General features: G+C 70.2%; 18 protein-coding genes. 8 read left to right on the top strand and 10 right to left on the bottom strand.

What is annotated here, in order from left to right; all coding sequences use genetic code 11:
* Positions 1-8 precede the first annotated feature (8 nt).
* From ABTZ59_RS16970 to ABTZ59_RS16980, 3 genes are all read right to left on the bottom strand, one after another.
* Entirely contained in the window at positions 9-1,355 is a 1,347-nt protein-coding gene (locus tag ABTZ59_RS16970; protein WP_351397370.1) for a 6-phospho-beta-glucosidase, read from the bottom strand.
* A gap of 210 nt (positions 1,356-1,565) precedes the next feature.
* Positions 1,566-2,261: a hypothetical protein gene (locus ABTZ59_RS16975; RefSeq protein ID WP_351397373.1), complete on the bottom strand. Its 696-nt coding sequence runs from the start codon at positions 2,259-2,261 to the stop codon at positions 1,566-1,568.
* The gene (locus ABTZ59_RS16980; protein WP_351397376.1) at positions 2,261-2,869 is read right to left on the bottom strand and encodes a SigE family RNA polymerase sigma factor; all 609 of its coding nucleotides are present in this window, start codon (positions 2,867-2,869) and stop codon (positions 2,261-2,263) included. Before ABTZ59_RS16980 ends, ABTZ59_RS16975 begins: the two co-directional genes overlap by 1 nt.
* A gap of 362 nt (positions 2,870-3,231) precedes the next feature.
* Between ABTZ59_RS16980 and ABTZ59_RS16985 the strand changes: the two genes are divergently transcribed.
* Positions 3,232-4,932, top strand: coding sequence for a lysyl oxidase family protein (locus ABTZ59_RS16985; RefSeq protein ID WP_351397379.1), 1,701 nt, complete (start codon positions 3,232-3,234; stop codon positions 4,930-4,932).
* A 65-nt stretch (positions 4,933-4,997) separates the two neighbouring features.
* Here the strand turns inward: ABTZ59_RS16985 and ABTZ59_RS16990 are convergent, their stop codons facing one another.
* Positions 4,998-7,898 carry a glycoside hydrolase family 3 C-terminal domain-containing protein gene (locus ABTZ59_RS16990; protein WP_503002989.1) on the bottom strand — a complete coding sequence of 967 codons (2,901 nt, stop codon included), beginning with the start codon at positions 7,896-7,898 and terminating at the stop codon, positions 4,998-5,000.
* Positions 7,899-8,236: 338 nt separating this feature from the next.
* Between ABTZ59_RS16990 and ABTZ59_RS16995 the strand changes: the two genes are divergently transcribed.
* The 5 genes from ABTZ59_RS16995 to ABTZ59_RS17015 all read left to right on the top strand — a co-directional run bounded on the left by ABTZ59_RS16995 (position 8,237) and on the right by ABTZ59_RS17015 (position 16,188).
* Entirely contained in the window at positions 8,237-9,910 is a 1,674-nt protein-coding gene (locus ABTZ59_RS16995) for a type 2 periplasmic-binding domain-containing protein (RefSeq protein ID WP_351397382.1), read from the top strand.
* Positions 9,911-9,939: 29 nt separating this feature from the next.
* A complete protein-coding gene (locus ABTZ59_RS17000; RefSeq protein WP_351397384.1) occupies positions 9,940-10,977 on the top strand; it encodes an ABC transporter permease in 1,038 nt (345 codons plus the stop codon).
* Entirely contained in the window at positions 10,974-11,933 is a 960-nt protein-coding gene (locus tag ABTZ59_RS17005; protein WP_351397387.1) for a carbohydrate ABC transporter permease, read from the top strand. The genes ABTZ59_RS17000 and ABTZ59_RS17005 overlap by 4 nt, the downstream gene beginning before the upstream one ends.
* Before the next feature lie 80 nt (positions 11,934-12,013).
* Positions 12,014-14,221 carry a 1,4-beta-glucanase gene (locus ABTZ59_RS17010; protein WP_351397390.1) on the top strand — a complete coding sequence of 736 codons (2,208 nt, stop codon included), beginning with the start codon at positions 12,014-12,016 and terminating at the stop codon, positions 14,219-14,221.
* On the top strand, positions 14,221-16,188 hold the full coding sequence (locus ABTZ59_RS17015; protein ID WP_351397392.1) for a beta-galactosidase: 1,968 nt from the start codon (positions 14,221-14,223) through the stop codon (positions 16,186-16,188). Before ABTZ59_RS17010 ends, ABTZ59_RS17015 begins: the two co-directional genes overlap by 1 nt.
* Positions 16,189-16,300: 112 nt before the next feature.
* On the opposite strand, the gene ABTZ59_RS17020 is transcribed toward ABTZ59_RS17015, so the two are convergent.
* From ABTZ59_RS17020 to ABTZ59_RS17035, 4 genes are all read right to left on the bottom strand, one after another.
* The gene (locus ABTZ59_RS17020; protein WP_351397395.1) at positions 16,301-17,335 is read right to left on the bottom strand and encodes a LacI family DNA-binding transcriptional regulator; all 1,035 of its coding nucleotides are present in this window, start codon (positions 17,333-17,335) and stop codon (positions 16,301-16,303) included.
* A gap of 185 nt (positions 17,336-17,520) precedes the next feature.
* The gene (locus tag ABTZ59_RS17025; RefSeq protein ID WP_351397398.1) at positions 17,521-18,753 is read right to left on the bottom strand and encodes an NAD(P)/FAD-dependent oxidoreductase; all 1,233 of its coding nucleotides are present in this window, start codon (positions 18,751-18,753) and stop codon (positions 17,521-17,523) included.
* Positions 18,753-18,947, bottom strand: coding sequence for a ferredoxin (locus tag ABTZ59_RS17030; protein WP_351397401.1), 195 nt, complete (start codon positions 18,945-18,947; stop codon positions 18,753-18,755). Before ABTZ59_RS17030 ends, ABTZ59_RS17025 begins: the two co-directional genes overlap by 1 nt.
* A gap of 23 nt (positions 18,948-18,970) precedes the next feature.
* Positions 18,971-20,170, bottom strand: coding sequence for a cytochrome P450 (locus ABTZ59_RS17035; protein WP_351397404.1), 1,200 nt, complete (start codon positions 20,168-20,170; stop codon positions 18,971-18,973).
* Between the two features lie 209 nt (positions 20,171-20,379).
* On the opposite strand from ABTZ59_RS17035, the gene ABTZ59_RS17040 reads away from it, so the two are divergent.
* Both ABTZ59_RS17040 and ABTZ59_RS17045 read left to right on the top strand, forming a co-directional pair.
* Positions 20,380-20,886: a MarR family winged helix-turn-helix transcriptional regulator gene (locus ABTZ59_RS17040; protein ID WP_351397407.1), complete on the top strand. Its 507-nt coding sequence runs from the start codon at positions 20,380-20,382 to the stop codon at positions 20,884-20,886.
* Positions 20,887-21,182: 296 nt separating this feature from the next.
* Positions 21,183-22,028 (top strand): M23 family metallopeptidase, encoded by an 846-nt coding sequence (locus tag ABTZ59_RS17045; RefSeq protein ID WP_351397410.1) that lies wholly within the window; start codon positions 21,183-21,185, stop codon positions 22,026-22,028.
* A gap of 44 nt (positions 22,029-22,072) precedes the next feature.
* Here ABTZ59_RS17045 and ABTZ59_RS17050 read toward each other — a convergent pair whose 3' ends face one another.
* Together ABTZ59_RS17050 and ABTZ59_RS17055 are read right to left on the bottom strand one after the other, a co-directional pair.
* Positions 22,073-22,456, bottom strand: a complete 384-nt coding sequence (locus ABTZ59_RS17050) for a DUF6114 domain-containing protein (RefSeq protein ID WP_351397425.1) — start codon at positions 22,454-22,456, stop codon at positions 22,073-22,075.
* A 65-nt stretch (positions 22,457-22,521) separates the two neighbouring features.
* Positions 22,522-23,163 carry a DUF6230 family protein gene (locus ABTZ59_RS17055; RefSeq protein WP_351397413.1) on the bottom strand — a complete coding sequence of 214 codons (642 nt, stop codon included), beginning with the start codon at positions 23,161-23,163 and terminating at the stop codon, positions 22,522-22,524.
* Positions 23,164-23,342 lie beyond the last annotated feature (179 nt).

The raw sequence follows: 23,342 nt of genomic DNA on the forward strand, positions 1-23,342 counted from the left end.
GTGAGGTGCTACTTCCGGTTCAGATAGGCGAGGCCCGGGTGCGCCCGCGTATAGCCGTCCACGAGACGGCGGGCGACGGTGACGGAGTCCACCAGCGGGTGCAGGGCGAACGCCTTGGCCGCGGTGGCGCGCGAACCGCTCTCCGCGGCGGCCAGGACCTCGCGCTCGACGGCCTTGACGGCGCACACCAGTCCGGTGGCGTGGTGCGGCAGCGGGGAGACGGCAAGTGGATGGGCGCCGTTGGCGTCCACGAAGCAGGGCACTTCGATGACGGCCTCCTCGTCCAGCACGCGCAGAGTGGTGCGGTTGCGGACGTTGAGGATGAGCGTGGTGCGTTCGTCGCGGGCGATGGCGCGCATCAGCGCGAGCGCGACCTTCTCGTAGCCGCCGGACTCCAGGTCGGGGGCGTCACGCTCGCCGACGCCCGCCGCCTCGCGGTTCGCTGCCATATACGTGGCCTCGCGTTCGGCGCGGGTACGGTCCCAGGTCGCGAGCGCGGGGGTGCCGGGGCGCTCCATCTCGTCGTAGAAGCGTGCCTGTTGGTCGTGGAGGAACGCGCCGCGGGTCTGCTCGGCCTCCTGGTAGGCGCGTACCGCCTCCCGGTTGAAGTAGTAGTAATGAAGGTATTCGTTGGGGATCGCGCCGAGGGACTGGAGCCATTCGGTCCCGAAGAGCTTGCCCTCCTCGAAGGAGCCGAGGGCTTCGGTGTCGGCGAGCAGCCGGGGCAGTTCGTCGCGTCCGGCGACGCGCAGCCCGCGCAGCCAGCCGAGGTGGTTGAGGCCGACGTAGTCGATCGACGCCTCGTCCGGGTCGGCGCCGAGGGCGCGTGCGACGCGACGGCCCAGACCCACGGGTGAGTCGCAGATTCCGATCACGCGGTCGCCGAGATGCCGGGACATGGCTTCGGTGACCAGTCCGGCCGGGTTGGTGAAGTTGATGACCCAGGCGTCGGGGGCGAGCCGGGCGACGCGTCGCGCGATGTCGACGGCGACGGGGACCGTGCGCAGTCCGTACGCGATGCCGCCCGCACCGACCGTCTCCTGGCCGAGCACGCCGTGGTCCAGGGCGACGCGTTCGTCGGCCGCGCGTCCTTCGAGTCCGCCGACGCGGATGGCGGAGAACACGAAGTCGGCGCCGCGCAGCGCCTCGTCGAGGTCGGTGGTGGCCGTGACGGTGGGTGCGTCGGGGACGGACGCGGCCTGCTCGGCCAGCACGCGGGCGACGGCCGTGAGCCTCGCGGCGTCCAGATCGTGCAGGGTGACGTGGGTGACGCGGCCCTCCGCGTGGTCGCCGAGCAGTGCTCCGTACACGAGCGGCACCCGGAATCCGCCGCCGCCGAGAATGGTGAGCCTCACGCCTGAACCGCCTTCGGTGCCTGAGCCGACTTCCTGCCTGCCCCACTTTTACACCGGCCGTCCCCGGGGTGGCGCGGCCAGGGCCTGTCGTCGGGCGGCGCGACGCTCACTACCCGCTTCTCCGCGCTGCCCCGCTACCGGCTGGGCGCCGGGACGTAGCGCTGGTCATGGACGCTGCGCCCGCTGTGAGGGGGCTTCCCGGCCGGCGTGCTACCGGGCCGCGCCGAAGCCTCCCCTGACCTCGGCGGGCCGGCCCGAGCCGGTCGCGACCGCCGTGTACCGGTCGTCCCCGGCGTCCCGCTGGCCTTCCGCGTGGTTGTACTGCGCCGCGAAGACATGCTCGCCCGCCGGGACCGTCACGCCGTCCTTGAGCGTCCACCGGTAGACCAGCGCGCCGGCCTCGGGGCGTACGGAGACGGTGAAGTCCTCTTCGGGCAGCGTCCACCAGGAGCCGGTGTCCCGTACCCCTCCGGTCTGCGCGACGCGCAGTTCGAGGGTCAGTGAGGTCAGTGGCCGGTCCGTCCCGATCGTGATGTTGCTCTGCGCCCAGTACGCGTTGCTGTTCGGGTCGAGCACGCCGTCCGACCGGAGATAGCCGTCCCGGGAGCCTGCGGGCGGGCCCTCGGATGTCCCGCTCGACGGGCCCGGGGTGGTCGCCACCGTCCTCGCCCGATCGGCGCCGTCGTTCACGACTGCGTCGAGGGCGAGCGCGCCGGCGGCGAGCACGCCGGTCGCCGCGACCGCCGCCGCGACGACCCGCGACCAGGACGCCGGGCGATGGACCGGCGATCGCGCGGGGCGCGTTCCCGGCGCGGCCATGCCCCGCTCGACGCGCGCGCGCATCCGCTCCCGGTCCGGGTGATGGGCCCGCGCCGTCTCCTTCAGCCGCCTGTGCAACTCCTCCATCAGCCCCTGCCTTCAGCACGTGTCGAGGCGCGCGCGGAACCACGTGCCCGGGTGGGCGTGGCGGCACGCTGCGAGGCCACCGTCGCCTGGACCTCTTCGGTTGTGGCGCCCGGTCCGAGCAGCCGTCCCAGCTCGGCCATCCCCCTCGACGACTGGCTTTTCACCGTGCCCACCGAGATGCCCAGGGCGAGCGCCGTGTCCCGTTCGGAGAGATCCAGGGCATACCTCAGCACCACGCAGGCGCGTTTACGGAACGGCAGCCGCCGTAACGCGGCCTGGACGTCGAGTACGGCCGGTACGTCCGGATCGTCGAAGCGCTCGCCCCGCTGCGACCAGAACAGCGAGACACGGCGGCGCTCCCGTACCGCGCTCCGGATCCGGGTGCGGGCCAGGTTCGCGACCACCCCGCGGGCGTACGCGACGGGGTGATCGGCGGCCCGTACCCGGTCCCAGCGGCGCCACATCGCGAGCAGGGCGTCCGAGGCCAGATCATCGGCCGTATCGGCGTCGCCCGTCAACAGATAGGCCAGCCGGGACAGTTCGGCGTAGTGCCGCTCGAAGAACGCGTGGAACTCGGCAGCGGTGGCGTCATCGACCACTGTGCCCACGGAGCCGCTCCTTGTCCGCTGTCCGCTCCCGCACCGGCCGTTCCCGCCGCCGCGGGATGCGCGAGCCCAGCACTCGCGCGACTCCACCCCCTGTCACTCCCGGTCTCGATAGCACAGCCGAGGGGTTCCTGGGGCAGAAATCACGCACTGATGGCTTGATCCGCGTTTCGTCGCACAATTCCGGCCAACCATCGGCGACTTGTGGGTCCGCGGGCAACCCGGAGTGACGTCCTTCTGATCTCACAGGTGACACATAGATGACGCATGGGGCCCGTCACGAAACGTCGGGACATTCCCGGCCGGTGGCCCCTCCGCCATCCGTGCGCACCACTGTTGTTGTGGCACTCGCAGACGAGGAACCGATGACCAGACCTCACCACCACAGCCGTATCCGCCGATCGGCGATCGCCGCCGGGGCGGCGCTCGCCGTGATCGCGGGCGTGGCGGGAGCCGCGCCCTTCGCCGGAGCGGCGACTCCGGCGGGCCCCAAGCTCTCCCTGATCGCCGCCTCCAACTCCGTGATAATCGACCGCTACGAGGGCGAACCGGGGGTCTATCTCGACCTCGGTACGTATGTCACCGCCGATGGCGGACCCCTGGAGTTCCGGGTGACACGCGCGTCCTACAAGGACCCCGTGGTCGCCAAGCAGATCATCCGCGAGGGGAAGAAGACCACGACCAAGACCCTCCCGAAGGGTCTGGTGAAGGACTTCTCCGGTCTGCCGGGCTTCCTCCAGGTGACGGTCACCGACGCGGCGGGCGCGGCGGTCGTGAAGACCACCGAGACGTTCTGCCCGAATAACGCCTCGGGCCGGATCCGTCCGGACGCCCCGTCCACCTCGAAGTATCCCGAGAGCTGCTCCACCAACCCGTTCACGCTGGGTTCGGTGTGGGGCGTGGAGAACGGCTGGGCGACCAACACCAACCTGGGCTACTACTCCGAGCCGGTCGACCTGGCGCCCGGGGAGTACACGGCCAAGGTGTCCGTCGCCAAGAAGTACCGCGACCTGTTCGGCATGCCCAACACGTCGAAGTCGGTCAAGGTCACCGTGCGCGAGCGCAAGTGGGACGAGGGAGGCGGGGTCGGAGCGGCTCCCTCGGGAGCCAGGGCCGCCGGTCACGCGGGTCACGGCGGTGGTCATGGTGGTCATGGCGCGCCGGCGGGGCACCCCGGCGCCTCGGCGCATGTGAGCAGCAACGGCCGCGGGGCCGACGCCCCGGCGCCGCCCGCGCTGCCGAACGCGCTCATGTCCGGCAGGGCCTCGGCCCATCTCGGCGACGGCCCGGGACACACCGACGGTTCGCGGATCGCGCCCGCGCTCAAGCCCAACGCGAAGCGTCCGACCGGCCGTGCGAGCGTGCCCGACGTACCCAAGCCCGATCTGCGCGCGCTGCCGGCGTGGGACATCTCCATCACCGACGGCGAGGACGGGGACATCCCCGGCAAGGACTATCTTGCCTTCAGCGCCAATGTGTGGAACGCCGGTCCCGCGCCGCTGGTCGTGGACGGTTTCCGCGGTCCCGGCAAGGACCTGATGGACGCCTACCAGTACTTCCACGACGCCAAGGGCAACCAGGTCGGCTACGCGCCCGCCGGCACCATGGAGTGGGACGCGCGGCAGGGCCACGAGCACTGGCACTTCACCGACTTCGCCAGCTACCGCCTGCTGAGGGCCGACAAGAAGGAGGCCGTGCGCAGCGGGAAGGAAGCGTTCTGTCTGGCCAACACCGACGCCATCGACTACACCGTGAAGAACGCCAACTGGCACCCGAACAACACCGATCTGTCCACCGCCTGCGGTGTGCAGAGCTCCGTCTCCGTCCGTGAGGTGCTGGACGTCGGCTCCGGTGACACCTACACCCAGTACCGTCCCGGTCAGTCGTTCGACATCACCGACCTGCCGAACGGTACGTACTACATCGAGGTGCTCGCCAACCCCGAGCGTCGGCTCCACGAGACCAGCCTGTCCAACAACACCGCGCTGCGCAAGGTGGTGCTGAGCGGCAAGCCCGGCGCCCGTAAGGTGACCGTGCCCGCGCATGACCTGATCAACGCACCCTGATCCAGGGGCTTTCGACGGCCAGGGGGTCCGGGCGGTGCTCGCCGTCCGGACCCCCTTCCACGTGCTCATCCGGTGACCTCGATGCGTGCGAGCCGCAGTGGGCCGCGCATGCTGACCCGTAGGTCGTGCACACCCGAGAGCGCGAACTCGACGCGTGGGGTGGTGCGGTAGTCGTACGGTCCGCCGCCCGCCCGGACCTCGATCGCCACGCGTGTCCCACCGTCCGCCGTGGCCAGAACGACCTCCCCCTCGCCCGCCGCGTCGAGGACGACCCAGCTCACGCCGTCCCCGAAGTCGCAGTCACGGAAGAGCAGTTCGCCCGCCTTCCGCTCACCGCCCGAGTCCAGCGGGGTCACCGCGTCGCCCGACACCTTGGTCCGGTCGACGATTTCGGTTCCGGTCTGCTCGTCGTAGTCGGCCGCCGCCAAGCCGTTTCGTCTCAGGTCCCGCGCGCACGGGGTGTCGCCCGGGACGGTGAGCCGGACGGAGCGGCGGATGACCGCGCTGGAAGCCGCCGCCTCGAACACATACGTGCCCTCCGGTACGGTCCACGCGCCGCGTGCCACGTCGTAGTGGCCCAGTTCGTCTCTTCCGAAGGCCAGTTCGACGGTTCGGGACTCCCCCGGCCCGAGCGGTACACGGGCGTGCGCGACCAGCTGACGGTGCGGACGAGGGACACGCGGGGCGGCCTGTCCGACGTACAGCTGCACCACCTCGTCGGCGGCGCGCGAGCCGGTATTGGTGACCGTCACGCGTGCCAGCGGATCAGGTCCTGTCCAGTCGATCTCCAGGGCGTCGTAACGGAAGGACGAGTACGACAGCCCGTGGCCGAAGGCGTACAGCGGCGTGCCGTCGAAGTAGAGGTAGGTCTGCCGCGAGCCGATGATGTCGTAGTCGAGGAGACCGGCCGGATCCGCGTCGTCCGCGTACCACGTCTGGGGCAGCCTTCCCGCCGGTGAGACATCGCCCGCCAGTATCCGCGCCAGTGCGGTGCCCGCCGCCTGGCCGCCGTGCGCGGTCCACAGCAGCGCCGGGAGCGCGGCCTGCGCGTCGCCCACCGCGTAGGGATAGCCCGAGGTCAGCACGAGCGCCGTGCGCGGATTGGCGGCATGCGCGGCCCGCCACAGCCGGTCCTGGTGCGGTGGCAGGGCGAGAGTGCGGCGGTCCTCGGTCTCCCGGCCGTTGATGTGCGGGTCGTTGCCCGCCATGACAACGACCACATCGGCGTCGGCCGCCGCCCGGGCCACCGCCTCCTCGCCGCGTTCCAGGACGACGATCTCGAAAAGTGTGCCGTGGCCGGCAACCTTCAGGCCGTCGGCGGCGACCGATACGTACCCGCCGGTCCCCGCGTGTACAAGGAGGTGCCCGCCCTCGTGCTCTTCGAGCCGGAACGTCTCCTGGACCACCCACCCGCCGGGCTGATCGGCGCAGGCCCGTACGTACCCGTCCTCGGCGACGGACAGATAGCGGTGGTCGGGCGCGCGCAGGGTGATCAGCCCATGCCCCCAGTCGATCAGCGACAGTTCGGCGGCCTCGGTGGCCGCGTCGGCGTCAGCGGTCAGCGGCGGGAGGTCGGTACGTCCCGCCGACAGCGCCGGGTCGAGCGCTCCCTCGGCGCCGCGTGTCGCCCCCGCCGTCTCTCCCGCCGCCTCCCCCGCCGTCTTCCTCGCGATCCCCTCCATCGACCCGCGCGAGGGCACCCGGACCCAGCCGCCCGTCATGGCCCTGAGCGTGATCCGGTCCGCGCCGTCGGCGAAGACGACACGGTCGGCACCGAAGCGTTCACGGAGCCCGTCGAGCGGGGTGGTACGCCGGATCAGGGTGCCGCTGTACCAGTCGAGTTTGCACTCGTCGGCGAGCGGACCGACCAGCGCGATACGGCGGCCGGGCGCGATCGGCAGCGGGCCGTCGTTCTTGAGCAGGACGACGGCCTGCTCGGCGGCCTCCTGGGCGAGCGCGCGGTGCCCGGGGGTGTCGAAGGCCGAGGTCTCCCGGTACGGATCGCGTTCCGGGTCGAATTCCCCGAGCGCGAACCGCACCGTCAGCTGCCGTCGCACCGCCGTATCGATGTCGGCCTCACCGATCAGCCCCCGCTCCAGGGCGCCGCGGATCCGTCCGGTGATCACGGACGGGTCGGTGCCGTGGTCGGTGAAGCTGTCGACGCCGGCGCGCAGCGCGGCCGCGGTGGCCTCCTCGTGGGTGTCGAAGTACGCCTCGGCGTCGACGAGATTGCTGGGCGCGCCCGCGTCCGAGCAGACCAGCAACTGCTGGTCGGTCCAGCCGCGCAGGTGCTCGCGCAGCAGGGGCGAGAGATGGTTGGGACGTCCGTTGACGAGGTTGTAGGCGGGCATGACCCCGGCCACCGCACCCGCCTCGACGGCTCCGCGGAAGGCGCGCAGATCGTATTCGTGCAGGACACGGGGGCGGATGGAGGACGAGGTGGTGGCCCGGTCCGTCTCGTTGTTGTGCGCGAGCCAGTGCTTGAGCACCGGGGCCGTGCGCCAGTAGTCGGGATGATCGCCGCGCAGCCCCCGGGTATAGGCGGTGGCGAGGACGGCGGTCAGCCGAGGGTCCTCCGCGTACCCCTCCTCGTTACGTCCCCAGAGCGGGTTGCGAAGCACATTCACCGTCGGGGCCCACACGTTGAGCCCGACTCGGTCGTCCCGCGCGCGCATCGCCCGTATCTCCTGGGAGACGGCCTCCCCGATCCGGCGCACCAGTTCCTCGTTCCAGGTCGCGCCGAACCCGACGGCCTGCGGGAATACGGTCGCGGGCCCCATCCAGGCGACACCGTGCAGCGCCTCCTGTCCGGTACGGAACGCCGCGACGCCCAAGCGTTCCACCGCCGGGGCGAACTGATGCAGCAGGGCGGTCTTCTCATCGAGAGTCAGCCGCGCGAGCAGATCCTCGACGCGCGCGGCACGGGTCAGCCCGGGGTCACGGAAGGGCGGCTGGTCCTCGGTCACGGAGAGTTCTCCCTGGAGAGGGTAGGTAGGGCCGAAGGGGCCGGAAGAGGCCCTCGTTCGACTTTCGAAGCGCTTCGATGCTCCGAGTCCGCCGGTCGGCTGTCAAGACATCCCGAGACACCGGGCACCGCTGCCGCGCCCGGGCAACTTCCCTTCAGGCCACGCTTGTTGAGGGCGGTTGACCGAGCGGTGAGGAATCATGGAGGCGACTCTTGTGCCTCCGGAAGGGTTCATTTAACCTCGCAGCAACATCGAAGCGCTTCGACAAATCTTCGACTCCGCAGCCGACCGGCGGGCTTCCGCCGTACGTTCCTGCGCACCACGAAGGGTTTGACGCAATGACGCCGAAGTCCTCCTCCGCACCGAGCAGGAGAAGCTTCCTCGCCTCCACCGCGCTCGCGGCCACCGCCGTGGCAGGCGGCGCACCGCTGCTCGCCGCCTGCGGCGGCACGCGGAGCGGCAAGAAGGAGGGCACCACCTCCGGGAAGGAAGCGCGGAAGATCCTTCCGGCCTTCGTGGCACACAGCGTCGTGGCGCCGGACATCCCGCCCGTGAACGGCTCCTCCGCGGGATTCACCCGGGCGATCGCCGCCGCGGATCTCAAGGTCTCGGTGCCGGAGAGGCTCGGCGCGGGCAGCCGAATCACCGTCATGTCGCCGTACTGGGGCACCCCGCCGTCCGGTGACAACCCGTACTACGCGGCCATGAACGACGCGATCGGGGTGCGGACCGTCTGGCAGAACCAGGACGGGAACACCTACGACGAGAAGCTCGGCGCCGTGCTCGCCTCCAGCGGGATCCCCGATGTGGTGATCGTGCCCGGATGGAATCTGACCGGCAAGATCCCCGGCGCCGTCAACGCCAAGTTCGAGGACCTCGGCCCGTATCTCTCCGGCGACCAGGTCAAGGACTTCCCGAATCTCGCGGCCGTGCCGACCGACGCGTGGCTCCGCTCGATCTTCGGCGGCGCGCTGCGCGGTATCCCGATGCCCGCCTCGTACGTCGTGAACATCGCGCCCTTCTACCGCAAGGACCTCTTCGAGAAGCGGGGATACGAACCGCCCCGCACGGCCGACGAGTTCCTTTCGCTCGCCAAGGAGATCACCAGCGCCAGATCGAAGGTGTGGGCCTGCGACGACATGAAGTGGTCGGCGTTCAGCATGTTCGGGGTGCTCTCCGGCAACGACAAGGCCCTCGGATGGGACCTGGTCGAAGGCAAGCTGGTCAACCGCGTCGAGACCGCCGAGTATCTGGAGGCCCTGGAGTGGACGCGCAAGCTGTACGCCGCCGGGGTGGTCCACCCCGACGCCAAGGCCGTCCAGGGCGACGCCGGCAATCGGTTCACGGCCGGTCAGGTCCTGATCTACAACCAGGACCTCTCCCACTGGTACGCGAAGACCGTGGAGCAGGCGGGCACCCCCGGGTTCGCCATGGGCGCCCTGGACTTCTTCGGCCACGCGGGCGGCGACCCGACGCTCTACGCCGTCCAGCCCGCCGGGATCTGGGCCTTCGTCAGGAAGGGTTCCTCCGCGAAGCTGGTCAGGGACGTGCTGGCCATGGCCAACTTCACCGCCGCGCCGTACGGCACGAAGGAGCGCATGCTCACCGACTACGGCGTGGAGGGCACGCACTACACCGTGGAGAAGGGGCTGCCCGTCAAGAACGACAAGGGCACCATCGAGGTCGCGGGCACCTTCGACTACACCGGTGACCCGGCCGCGTATGTCGCCCACCCCGACCGGCCCGATATCGCCAGGGCTCAGGTGGAGTGGCAGCAGCGCATGGGGGCCTTCACCAAGAAGACCTCCTTCTACGGGCTGACCATCACCGAGCCCACGCGCTGGACGAATCTCGCCGATGACTTCGAGCAGTTGGAGGACGACATCGTCCGCGGCCGGAAGAAGATCGGGGACATGCGGCGGGCCGTCTCCGACTGGCGCAGCGGCGGCGGCGACCAACTGCGCGACTGGTACCGGAAGCTGCTCGACGAGTCAGGACCGGCCGCGAACTGACAGGCGCCACACGACGCAGGGGGTTGAGGGTGTCGCAGAGCACGCTTCCGGACGCGGACGTACGCCGGCGCGCACAGCGCGCGCCCCGGCCGCCGCGGCGGAAGGGCGGGAACCGGCCGCCGAAGCGCGCAAGGGCTCGCGGACCGGCCCTCCGGGTGCGGTGGCGCCGGGACCGGGCGCTGATCCTCATGACGCTGCCCGCGCTGCTCCTGGTGCTCGTCTTCAGCTATCTGCCGATCCTCGGCAATGTGGTGGCCTTCCAGGACTACGACCCGTATCTCAGCGACAACGGCTTCGTCGCGATTCTGGAGAGCCCCTGGGTAGGTGTCGACCAGTTCGCCCGGATCTTCGGAGACTCCGCGTTCTGGGCGGCCGTGCGGAACACCCTGGTGCTGTTCTTCCTCCAGCTGGTGCTCTACTTCCCTGTCCCAATCCTGTTCGCGCTGCTGATCAACAGTCTCGTACGGCCCAGGGTGCGTGCGGTCGCCCAGGCCGTGATGTATCTGCCGCACTTCTTCTCCTGGGTCCTGGTCGTCACCGTCTTCCAGCAGATCTTCGGCGGCGCGGGGATCATCGCCCAGACACTGCGGCGCCATGGCGTCGAGGGCTTCGACCTGATGACCGACCCCGGCCTCTTCAAGTTCCTGCTGACGGCCGAGGGGGTCTGGAAGGACGCCGGGTGGGGCATCATCGTCTTTCTCGCGGCGCTCGCCTCCGTCAACCACGAGCTGTACGAGGCAGCGGCGATGGACGGTGCGAACCGCCGGCGCCGGATGTGGCATGTCACCCTGCCCGCGCTGCGCCCGGTGATCGCCCTGCTGCTGGTGCTGCGCGTCGGCGACGCGCTGACGGTCGGCTTCGAGCAGATCCTGCTCCAGCGCGACGCGGTGGGACGCGACGCGGCGGAGGTGCTGGACACGTTCGTGTGGTGGACGGGCATCCGGAATCAGGACTTCGGTTACGCGGCCGCCGCCGGTCTGGTCAAGGGCGTCATCGGTCTGGGACTGGTGCTCACGGCCAACAAGGTCGCCCATCTCATGGGAGAGCAGGGGGTGTACAAGAAGTGAGCCCCACCGGGACCGCCTCCCCCACCGACTCCGCACCCGCCGCGCCGCGCGGGCGCCGTTCCTGGTCCGCTCCGCCGCGTCCGGTCTGGGAGGAGAAGCCCACCAGGGCCGGCCTCGCGGGCAAGGGCATCGCCCTCTCGGCCGCCTGTCTGGCCATCCTCTTCCCGCTCTGGATCGTGATCGTCACCAGCCTGTCCTCGCGGCGCACCATCGACGCGGCCGGCGGTCTGGTGATCGTGCCCAGGGACCTCACCCTCATCGCCTACGAGGAGTTGCTGAGCGGTGGTCAGGTGCAGCGCGCCGCCCTGGTCAGCCTGGGAGTGACGGTCGTGGGCACGGCCTTCAGCATGATGGTGTCCGTCCTGTGCGCGTACGGGCTCTCCCGTACGAACTCACTCGGCCACCGCTGGATCCTGATGACACTGCTGGCCACCCTGTTCTTCGGGGCCGGTCTGATCCCGACCTATCTCCTGGTCCAGGCGCTGGGGCTGACCGACACCTATCTGGCACTGATCCTGCCGGGCGCGGTGAGCGTCTTCAATGTCCTGGTCCTGCGCTCGTTCTTCATGAACATCTCCCCCGAGCTGCTCGACAGCGCGCGGATCGACGGCGCGGGCGATCTCCGGATCCTGTGGCAGATCGTCATACCGCTCTCCCGTGCCGTGATCGCGGTGATCGCGCTCTTCTACGCGGTCGGTTACTGGAGCGCCTGGTTCAACGCGTCGATCTATCTGACGGACCAGGACATGATGCCGCTCCAGAACGTCATGATCCAGCTGGTGCAGAAACAGGAACCGCCGACGGGCCTGGGACAGCGGATCAAGACCGGCCGGCTCTCCCCGCTCGCCGTGCAGATGGCCGTCATGGTGCTGGCGCTGCTGCCTGTCGCCGTCGCCTCGCCTTTTGTCCAGAAGCACTTCAGGAAGGGCATGCTCACGGGCGCCGTCAAGGGCTGACGCGCCCCCCGGGCCTGCTCGCGCACGACCTCACCAGGTGCCGCCCCGGCGCGCACGCCCCCACGACGGAAGGTGACGTCATGTCCGATCCGACGCATGGACCCCGTAGACGTACGGTGCTCGGCACCGCCTCAGGAACGGTGGCGGCCCTCGCGCTGACCGGCGTCCCGGCGATGGCCGCGCCCCGGCACTCCCCCGCCGCCGCCGACCGGGCGGCGGCGGAGCAGCCGTACCGCTGGCGCACGGTCACCATCGGTGGCACCGGCTTCCTCACCGGCGTGCTCTTCCACCCCGCGGTCAAGGGGCTGGCCTACGCCCGTACCGATATCGGCGGCGCCTACCGCTGGGACGACGCGGCCCAGCACTGGACACCGCTCACCGACCATCTCGGCTGGGACGACTACCATCTGCTCGGCGTCGAGGCCATGGCCGTCGATCCGAACCAGCCCGACCGGCTCTATCTCGCTCTCGGCGCCTATACGCAGTCCTGGGCCGGCAATGGCGCTGTGCTGCGGTCGACCGACCGGGGTGCCACCTGGAGCCGTACCGCTCTGCCCGTGAAACTCGGCGGCAACGAGGACGGCAGGGGCGCGGGCGAGCGGTTGCTCGTCGACCCGCGCAACGGCGACACCCTCTATCTGGGCACCCGCCATGACGGACTGCTCGTATCGACCGACCGGGGAGCGACCTGGGCCGCCGCCGCCTTCCCCGCCGCCGCGAACGCCTCCGGTCAGGGCATCACCTTCCTGGTGGCCGCCGGGCGTGTGGTGTACGCGGGATGGGGCGACGGCGGCAGCGCGCTCTACCGTACGAGCGACGGCGTGGCATGGCAGGCCGTCCCCGGTCAGCCGTCGGGCGCGTCGGCGCGGGTGCCGATCCGGGCGGCCTTCGACGCGAACTCCCGTTCCCTGTATGTCACCTACGCCAACGGGCCCGGCCCCAACAACCAGACCGACGGATCGGTCCACCGGCTCGACACCGCCACCGGTGTCTGGACCGATGTGACGCCCGTCCGGCCGTCGGGGGGCGACGCCTTCGGATACGGGGGCGTGGCGGTGGACGCCCGGGTCCCGGGTACGGTCGTCGTCTCCACCAACAACCGCTGGGGCCCGGTCGACACCCTCTACCGCTCCACCGACGGCGGTGGGAGCTGGGTCTCGCTCAAGGACACCGCGACGCTCGACATTCGCGAGACTCCCTATCTCGGCTGGGGTGCCGTGCCCAAGTTCGGCTGGTGGATCCAGACCGTCGCGATCGATCCGTACGACTCGAAGCACCTCGTGTTCGGCACGGGTGCCACCCTGTTCGCGACCCGCGATCTGGTGCGCTGGGCGCCCTGGATCCGCGGTCTGGAGGAGTCCGCGGTACGACAGTTGGTCTCGCCCGCCGCCGGAGCCGCCCCTCTCCTCAGTGGTCTCGGCGACATCGGGGTGATGTACCACGAGTCGCTCACCGTCTCCCCGTCCCGGGGCATGGCCACGAATCCGGTCTTCGGGACGGCGACCGGTCTGGCGCTCGCCACCCTGAAGCCGGCCTATGTGGTGCGTACCGGCTGGGGCGACCACGGCAACGGCGCCTCCTCGACGGACGGCGGCCAGAGCTGGCGGCCGTTCGCGGGACAGCCCGCGATCGCGTCGACCGCTCCCGGGCCGATCGCGGTGAGCGCGGACGGCGCCACGCTGCTGTGGTCGTTCGTCCACTGGGACGGTACGCGGCATCCCGGCTTCCGCTCCACCGACGGGGGCGCGGGCTGGAGCGAGGTGGCCACCTTCCCCCGGGGCGCGGTACCGGTCGCCGACCCGGTCGACCCGCGGTGTTTCTATGTGTACGACACGGACGGCGGAGCCGTGTACCGCTCCACGGACGCGGGCGCGACCTTTGTGCGCGGCGCGGGCGGACTGCCGTCCGGGGATGCGCAGTTCCGGATCGCCGCGGCGCCGGGACGGACCGGTGATCTCTGGCTGTCGGCCAAATGGAACGGCCTGTTCCGGTCGACCGACGGCGGTCGTTCCTTCACCAAGGTCACCAGCTGCTGGGCCTCGTACGCCCTCGGTTTCGGCAGGGCGGCCCCGGGGGCTTCCTATCCCGCCGTCTTCCAGACCGGCGCGACGGAGAACTTCGTCGGGGTGTACCGCTCCGACGACGCGGGGGCCAGCTGGATCCGGATCAACGACGACGCCCATCAGTGGGGCTGGACCGGCGAGGTGATCACCGGCGATCCGCGTGTCCATGGCCGCGTCTATCTGGGCACCAACGGCCGCGGCGTCCAGTACGGGGACCCCGTCTGATGCCGTCCCTCGACGACGCCACGCGGGGCCGTGTGCTCTTCGGCGGCGACTACAACCCAGAACAGTGGCCGGAGGAGACCTGGGCCCAGGACGTGCGGCTGATGAGGGAGGCCCGGGTCAACTCCGTCACCCTCGGGGTCTTCTCCTGGGCGAAGCTGGAACCCCGGCCGGGCGCACGGGACTTCGGTTGGCTCGACCGGCTGATGGACCTCATGGCGGAGAACGGCATCGGGGTCGTCCTGGCCACCCCGACCGCTTCCCCGCCGCCGTGGATGGGGTCGCGCCATCCGGAGACCCTGCCGCGTGACGAGGACGGCCGGATCGTGTGGTGGGGCTCACGGCAGCAGTTCTGCCCCAGCTCGCCCATCTACCGTGCGTATGCCGCCGCCCTCACCGAGGACCTCGCGGCGCGGTACGGCGGCCATCCGGCGTTGCGCATGTGGCACATCAACAACGAGTACTGCACCCACTGCTGGTGCGACGAGACCGCGCGCCACTTCCGCGAATGGCTGCGGGCCAGGCACGGCGGTCTCGACGCGCTCAACGAGTCATGGGGCACCGCCTTCTGGAGCCAGCGTTACGACCGCTGGGACGAGGTGATCCCGCCGCGGCGCGCCCAGTATCTGCGCAACCCCGGGCATACCCTCGACTTCCGGCGCTTCACCTCGGACGCACTGCTGGAGTGCTACACCGCGGAACGCGACATCGTTGTGCGCCACACCCCGGACACCCCGGTGACCAGCAACTTCATGCCGTTGTGGAGCGGTCAGGACGGCTGGGGGTGGGCGGAGCGCGAGGATGTGGTGTCCGTCGATGTCTACCCCGACCCGAGGGATCCGTACGGCGGACAGTACAACGCGATGCTCGGCGATCTGACCCGCTCCCAGGCACGGGGTCCCTGGGTCCTGATGGAACAGGCGGCGGGGTCCGTCAACTGGCGGGGCGTCAACCACCCCAAGCCGGCCGGCCTCAACCGGCTGCTGTCCTGGCAGTCGGTGGCCCGGGGCGCCGACGCCATCTGCTACTTCCAGTGGCGCCAGTCCCGGCAGGGCGCGGAGAAGTTCCACTCCGGGATGCTCGGCCACGCCGGCGCACAGGGCCGCACCTTCCAGGAGATCAAACGCATCGGGGCGGAACTGGACCGGCTGGGGCCGGACTTGACGGGCACGCACACCGTCGACGAGATCGTCGTGCTGCACGACTGGGACTCCTGGTGGGCGGACCAGCAGGACGGCCGGCTCTCGTCCCGTCTCGACTACCCGGAGGTCCTGCGTGCCTGGCACCGTGCCCTGTGGGAGTCGAACCTCCGCACCGGCTTCGCCCGTCCCGATCACGACCTGAGCGGGTACCGGCTGGTGGTGGTACCGCACTTGTATCTGCTGACCGACGCCGCCATCGACAACCTGGTCCGGTACGTACGGGACGGCGGCACCCTCGTGTCCGGCTTTCTGACGGGCGTCGCCGACGAGGACGACCGGGTGCGGGCGGGCGGGATGGACACCCGGCTGCGCGAACTGTTCGGCATCGGCACCGTCCATGAGTGGTGGCCGCTGGAGGCGGACGAGACCGTGGAGTGCGACGGCTTCCGTGCCACCTTGTGGTCCGAGGAGCTGGAGGTGTCGACGGCCGAGACCGTCGCCTCGTACACGAGCGGGGAGCTGGCCGGGCTGCCGGCCGTTCTGCGCGACGGCCGTGCCTGGTATGTCTCGACACTCCCCGAACCGGAAGCGCTGCGTGCGCTGCTCGCCCGGGTGGCGGACGGCGCGGGCGTGCGGCCCGTGCTGGACGGAGGGCCCAGCGGGGTGGAGGCGGTACGCCGGGGCGACCTGCTCTTTCTGCTCAACCACGGCGCGAAGGACATCACTGTCGCGGTCGACGGCCGGTACCGGGAGCTGCTCGGCGATCGCGCGGTCGACGGGTCGGTCGAGCTGGGCCGCCACGGTGTGGCGATCCTCCGCCCGAGCTGACGCCGTGCCGAACCCCAGAGTTGCTGAACCACTGGACCAGTGAGCCACTGGACCAGTGAGGGTCTCGACCTCCTCACGAACAGCTTCTCGGCCGCGGACGGCTGACGCCGCATCAGCCGCGTCGGGACGGCGGGTCCCCGGGGACGGCCCGGGGACCCGCGCTCTCCCTCACGGTCAACTCCGGCCGCAGGAGGAGGACTTCGTCCGTGCCCCGGCCCGCGAGTTTGGCGACCACCTGCTCGACCGCGTGCCGTCCCATCTCCTGTGCCGGGACGGCGACCGAGGTCAGGGGGACGGAGGCGTGCACGGCGACCTGATCGGGGCAGATGGCCACCACCGAGATGTCCTCCGGCACGGCGCGCCGCTGCTGGCGCAGCAGGGCCAGCAGCGGGTCGGTGGCCGCCTCGTTCTGGACGATGAACGCGGTGGTGCCGGGACGTTCGTCGAAGATCCGGCCGACGGTGGCGGAGACGGCCGCGTAACTGCCCTCGCAGGGCCGGTGCAGCAGCCGCAGCCCCAGCTCCCCGCTGCGCTCGCGCAGACCGCTCAGCGTACGTTCGGCGAATCCGGTGAGGCGTTCGTACACTCCCGGGGCCTCGCCGATGACCGCTATCTCGCGGTGGCCGAGCCCGGCCAGATGCTCCGCGCACAGCGCGCCCGCGGCGGCGAAATCGAGGTCCACACAGCTGAGTCCGCCTGTGTCGGCGGGCAGTCCGATGAGCACCGAGGGACGCCGCGACTCGCGCAGCAGGGGCAGCCGGTCGTCGTGCAGCTCCACATCCATCAGGATCATCGCGTCGGCGAGGGCGCTGCCCTCGATCCGGCGCACCGCCGCCGGCCCCTCCTCGCCGGTCAGCAGCAGTACGTCGTAGCCGAAGGTACGGGCCGTGGTGGCGACCGCGATGGCGATCTCCATCATCACCGGTACGTACATGTCGGTGCGCAGCGGCACCATGAGCGCGATGATGTTCGACCGGCTGCTGGCCAGCGCGCGGGCACCGGCGTTGGGGTGGTAGCCGAGTTGTTCGATGCTGCGCTCGACCCGTTCCCGGGTGGAGGCCGAGATGGACCGCTTGCCGCTGAGGACATAACTCACCGTGCTGGCGGACACTCCGGCATGCTGAGCGACATCGGCGAGGGTGACCATTCAGCTCTCCAGGCAGGCCGGTTGAGGTGTGAAGCGCTTCGACACACGCGGGCAGATACGCCTTCGAGATTAGATGGCAGGGTGATGACCTGTCCACAGTCGGATCGAAGCGCTTCGACACCCCTCGCCACGAAGAGCGGGTCCGGCCGACCCGGCCGGACCCGCTCCCAGGGAGTGCCTTCCGGCTATGTCACCAGCTCCGTGCGCACACCGACCGCGCTCTCCCAGTCGGCGCCCTCGGCCACCAGCGCGCGGTAAGGGCGGGCGGCCCGCGCCATATTGACGCAGACCGCGCCGCAGACCCGGCCCTCGCGCCCGTAGAGCGCGATGAGCTTGCGGTCCACCACGGCGCCCTCCACGACGCGCATATGGTCGGCGTCCCGCGTACGGCCGAAGATCTGCACCTTCAGGTCGTACTGATCGGACCAGACATACGGAACGGGAGCGAACGGAACGGCCGCCGCGGGCCCGGCCAGGATGTTCCTGGCGACGGCGAGACCCTGTTCGGCGGCGTTCGTGCGGTGCTCGATCCTGGTCGGCGCGCCGGTGCGCGGGTGCAGCCAGCAAGCGACATCGCCGGCCGCCCAGACCCCCGACCCGGCGTAGAGGGTGGGATCGCACTCCACCCCGTCACCGACCGGAAGACCGCTCCCTTCCAGCCAGCCGGTGCTGGGCCTGGCCCCGATCCCGACCAGTACCGCGTCCGCGGCGAGCGTCCGGCCGTCGGCCAGTCGCACCCCGGTGACACGGCCGCCCTCGGAGGCGATGCCCTCGACGAGCACGCCGGTCTCCAGCCGTACTCCGTGGTCGCGGTGCACCTCGGAGAGCATCGCGCCCAGTTCCGCACCGAGTACGTCGGACAGCGGCATCGGGACATCGCTGACCATGGTGACCTCGGCGCCCAGTTCACGGGCCACGGCGGCGGCCTCACAGCCGACGAAGCCCGCCCCGACGATGACGAGCCGCGGCCGGCCGCGCAGATCGTCCCGCAGACCGAGGGCGTCCTCCAGGGTGCGCAGCACATGCACCCCGGCGATGCCTTCCGTACCGGGCAGCCGGCGGGCGGCGGCGCCGGTCGCCACCACGAGGGCGTCGTAGCCGATCCGTTCACCGTCGGCCAGCACGACCTCGCGCGCCGTTGTGTCCAGGAACGTCGCCCGGACACCGAGCCGCAGATCGAGCCGGAGGTCCGTCAGTACGTCCTCGCCGCGCAACCGCAGCCGCTCGGGTTCCCAGGCGCCCGACAGCAGTTGCTTCGACAACGGCGGTCTGTCGTAGGGGAGATGAACCTCCTCACCGATGACGGTGATACGCCCCTCGAAGCCGGCCCGGCGCAGCCCCTCGGCGGTGGACATACCCGCCGCCGAGGCGCCGACGACGGTGACCTGCCGGACCTCGCCCACTCCCGCTCCGCTCACTATCGCTCCAGTCGGATCGCGGCGGCCGGACAGATGAGCGCGGCCTCGCGTACCTGCTCGTGCAGCGTGGCCGGCGGCCGCGCGTCGAGAATGAATGCTATGCCGTCCTCGTCACGCTGGTCGAAGACTTCGGGGGCGACGTTGACACACTGTCCCGCTCCGCAGCACTTGTCCTGGTCGAGCTCGATTTCCATGATCTCCCTCTCCGCTCCGGCGCTCACCAGGCCACCGGAAGCGCGTACACCCCGTACACGGCCATGTCGCCACGGAAGCGGATGTCCTCGAACGGCACGTCGAGCCGCAGCTCCGGCAGTCGGCGGATGATGGTCTCCAGAGCTATCTGGAGCTCCACCCGGGCCAGTGGCTGGCCCAGGCACTGATGCACTCCGAAGCCGAAGGCGACATGGCGGCGCGCGTCCCGGGCCACATCGAGGTTCCCGCCGGACGGGAAGACATCCGCGTCGCGGTTGGCGGTGTTGAGGGTGCAGATGACACCCTCGCCCGCGCGGATCGTCCGGCCGCCGACGGTGACATCCTCGGTGGCGGCCCTGGTGACCCCGTTGTGCACGATGGTCAGATAGCGCAGCAGTTCCTCGACCGCCCCCTTCACCAGCGAGGGGTCCTCCTGGAGCCGGGTCCACTGGTCCGGTTCGCGCAGCAGCGCGAGCACCGACAGCGCGGTCATGTTCGCGGTCGTCTCATGGCCGGCGATCAGCAGCAGCAGCCCCATGGACGCCGCCTCGTTCACACTGAGTTCGCCCCGGGCCGTCAGCCGGCTGATGATGCCGTCGTCCGGCGTGTGCTCCTTGGCCTTCGCCAATGCGATCAGGTACTCGCGCAGTTCGTCACTGGCGGCCGTGATCTCGGTCTCCGTCGACGCGTTGTGCAACAGGACGCGGCTTCGCTCCTGGAAGTAGTCGTGGTCCTCGTAGGGCACCCCGAGCAGACGGCAGATCACCAGGGACGGCAGCGGCAGCGCGAACTCCGTCACCAGGTCGGCCGTCGGCCCGGAGGCGGTCATCCGGTCCAGCAGACCGTCGGTGAGGCGCTGGATCTCGGGGCGCATCGCGTCGATCTTCTTGACCATGAAGTCGGCGGTGAGCATCCGGCGCAGTCGCGCGTGGTCCGGGTCGTCCATCCGGATGAAGCTCGACTCGCCCGAGGCCAACTTCTTGCGTGCGCTGGTGAGGAAGGGATACCCGGGGCGGGTTGCATCGGCGCTGAACCTCGGGTCGCCGAGGACCGCGCGGACGTCTTCATGACGAGTGATCAGCCAGCACTGGGAGCCGTCCCAGAGCGTCACCCGGGTCACGGGGGCCTCCTCACGCGCCTGTTCGTACTCGGGAGGCGGGGAGAAGGGGCAAGCACCTCGGGAGGCGGGGGCGGTGAGGCGAGGGGGGTGGTCGGTAACGGTCATGGGGGGTTCTCCTTCGCACAGGGTGCGGATGGATTTCCAGGAAGACCGAGCGGTGAGTGAATTGCCTAACAAAAGCAATTAACTCTCGGTCACGCTAACGCGCCTGTACGTGCGGACGGAAGGGGACAGAAGCGCGGGTTCCACATTGGCCGAATGCCGACCGCCGCTACCCGAGCACCCTTGCGCGGTGTTGCCGTTACAGTTCGTCCATGCCGGACGCCGACACCGCCCCGGAACCCACCGCCGCACTGGAGAAGATGCTGGCCCTGCTGTCGTATCTGCTCACCCGCTCCCAGGCGCACGACCAGCAGATCTCGCGGGCAGGCGTGACCGCCCGCCGCTCGGACGTGTATCTGCTGCTGGCCCTCGACACGGGCGAGGGCGGCAGCCGGGTCGGCGATCTGGCCGACCGGCTCATGGTCGAGCCCTCCCATGTCACCCGTCAGATCGCCCGGTTGCAGGCCCAGCGGCTCGTCGAGCGCACACCTGATCCCCTCGACGGCCGCGCCCGCCGGGTGGTGATCACGGCGGCGGGGGCGGCCCTGCTCTCGCAGCTCCACCGGGCCAACCGCGACGGTCTCCAACGGGCCCTGCACGGCGTGGAGGAGCGCGACATCGCCACCACCGTCGATGTGCTCCAGCGGCTCGTCGACGGCTATGTGCGCAGGGTACGTACGCAAGCGCTGCCGGAGCGGTACGAGGCCCAGAACGAGTAGGTCCGAAGCCCCGTCCACCCGGCTCGTCCGTCCCGCGAGAGCGGTCTGCTTGTCGTGCACATGGCGCGATCGCTACGGTGGCCCGGGGCACGTCGCCCGGACACGATCCGTTCAGCACATCCCGCCGCGCCGGTTGGCCTCGTCAGTGGTGACGGGGCGTCACCCGGCTCTGAACGAAGGCGACTCAGGATGCGTGACAGGTGGCAGCGGCACCACTGGCCGATCGCACTCGTCCCGGCACTCGCGTGTCCGAGGGGCCGCAACCCACTTCCGCCCGCTTCGGCAAAGGAGCCCGTATGCGTCGCAGTAGCCTCTCGTCCACGCGGTCCGTACTGACCGTACTCTCCGTCCTCGTTGTCGCGCTCCTCGCGACGACCGGTCCGGCCGCCGCCCCCGCGCAGGCGCGCGACGGGTCCTCGGGGCCCCGGCAGGACGTCTCGCTCGCCGCCCCGAATTTCAAGGCCCCCTATCCGTGCGGCCAGCGGTGGACGCTCAGCCACCACTCCGCCGAGGTCCGCCGGGCACTGGACTTCGTACGGGCCGACGGCGGTTCGACGGCCGGCACACCGGTCCTGGCCTCCGCCGCCGGCACGGCCACCCGGATGTCACAGCCCAGCGGCGCGGGCAACTACATCGTGATCGACCACGGCGCGGGCTGGAAGACGTACTACTTCCATCTGGCCTCGTACTCCGTACCCAGCGGTGCCCAGGTCGGCCAGGGACAGCAGATCGGGGTGACCGGGTCCTCGGGCAATTCCTCCGGCGCGCACATCCACTACGAGCAACTGCTCAACGGTGTGGGCCAGAACATCGTCATCAACGGCGCGGGACTGCCCTATCCGGCGCAGTACAACCAGTCGTATCTGACCAGTGACAACGGCTGCGGTGGCGGCGGAAGCAACTTCCGTACGTGGGGTTCGGACATCCGGGTGCGCGCGGACGCCTATCTGAACTCGGCGGTGGTCAACGTCCTCGCCGGACCGACCAGTGTCACGGTGGTGTGCCAGAAGCAGGGCAGCACCGTGACCGCCGAGGGCTACACCAACAACTGGTGGAGCAAGCTCCGTGACCAGGGCGGCTTCATCTCCAATATCTATATCGACCATCCCGCGGCCCAGCTGCCGGGCGTTCCCGTCTGCTGACCCCCACCGGATCCGTCGGTCCGCACCGTCACACCGTCACACCGTCAGGCCGACTCGCGTGGAGCCCGCCGCCGCCGTCGGCGGCGCGGCTCCTGGTCGGGCAGCCAGCCGAAGGCCAGCGAGCTGCCGATGACACCGAGCAGCAGACCGACGAAGAATCCGCCCAGGTTGGAGGTGATCCAGGAGCCCAGGGCGACCAGCACACCGATGACGGAGTAGAACAGCCGCTGCCCCGGGTTCAGCAGCACCAGCAGTCCGCAGACGGCCATGACCAGCGGAAGCAGATAGGCGGCGACGCCGCCCGCGCCCGCCTGTAGGACCACCGAGATCGAGGCCTGTTCGGTGAGCAGGATCTCCACTCCGCCGAGCAGCAGGAGCGTCCCGCCCCAGAAGGGCCGGCGTCCGCGCCACGCGGTGAAGGCACGCAGCGGATGGCGGCCCCCGGCCGGGACGGCGGTCCCTGCCGGGGGGTTCGGTTCGAGGTGAGCCACCCTCAGCAGCCCTTCGAACGGAAGCTGAGATGAAGGTTGGGCAGCCGGAACTTGGCAGCGGTGGTCGCCCAGTTGGTCTGGCGCAGATGGGTGATGGTGACGGTGTCGGCCTGCTGGCCGAAGACACCGAGCGGGCCCTTGACGCCCGCCTTGGTGAAGGTGCTCGCGTCTCCGCCGATCTCGATGTTGTCGAAGTCCGCCCGATCGCCCGTCAGGACTGTGGAGTCGGTGGTCAGATCGGTCGCGGACACAGGAGTGCCCTTGTCGCCCGCGGTGATGTGCAGAAAGGTGCCGCCGATCTCCACACTCTGGCAGAGCTTGGTGAGTTCGGCCTTCTTGATGGCGGAGACCACCACCAGGACCTGGCCTCCGGTGTCGCCGGCGTTGGGGCTGCCCTCCGCCATGTTGTCGATGCCGCCGAACTGCTCGAAGCCCTGGCCCTCCAGACGGTCGGCCGTGACGGTGAAGGGCATGCCGGAGATCGCGAACTGAGCGGCGATGGCGCCCTGCGCCGTGAGGATCACGAGAGTGGCGGCCGCGGCGATCGCCGGTACGCCCATGAGAGCGGCGCGGCGCGGCCGCACTCTCCCCCGCCGTTCGGCTCTCTCTGGCGGTTCGCCGCCGGTGCTTTCGGACGTGGCCATGAGCTGCTCCTGAAGGTGTGATGACCGGAACGAGCTTGCGTGGCGATGTCCTGGCGCGGACGGCTCCCGGCGCCGATGGGTTTCCCCTGGGCGATGGCGCGGCCATGGGAGTCGACCCGGAAAGTTACTCCCAGGTATCCAAGCGGTCAACCACCTTGTGAAAATCGGGTGTTGATCGC

This window comes from Streptomyces sp. NPDC094034, assembly GCF_040303865.1.
Taxonomy (GTDB): Bacteria; Actinomycetota; Actinomycetes; order Streptomycetales; family Streptomycetaceae; genus Streptomyces.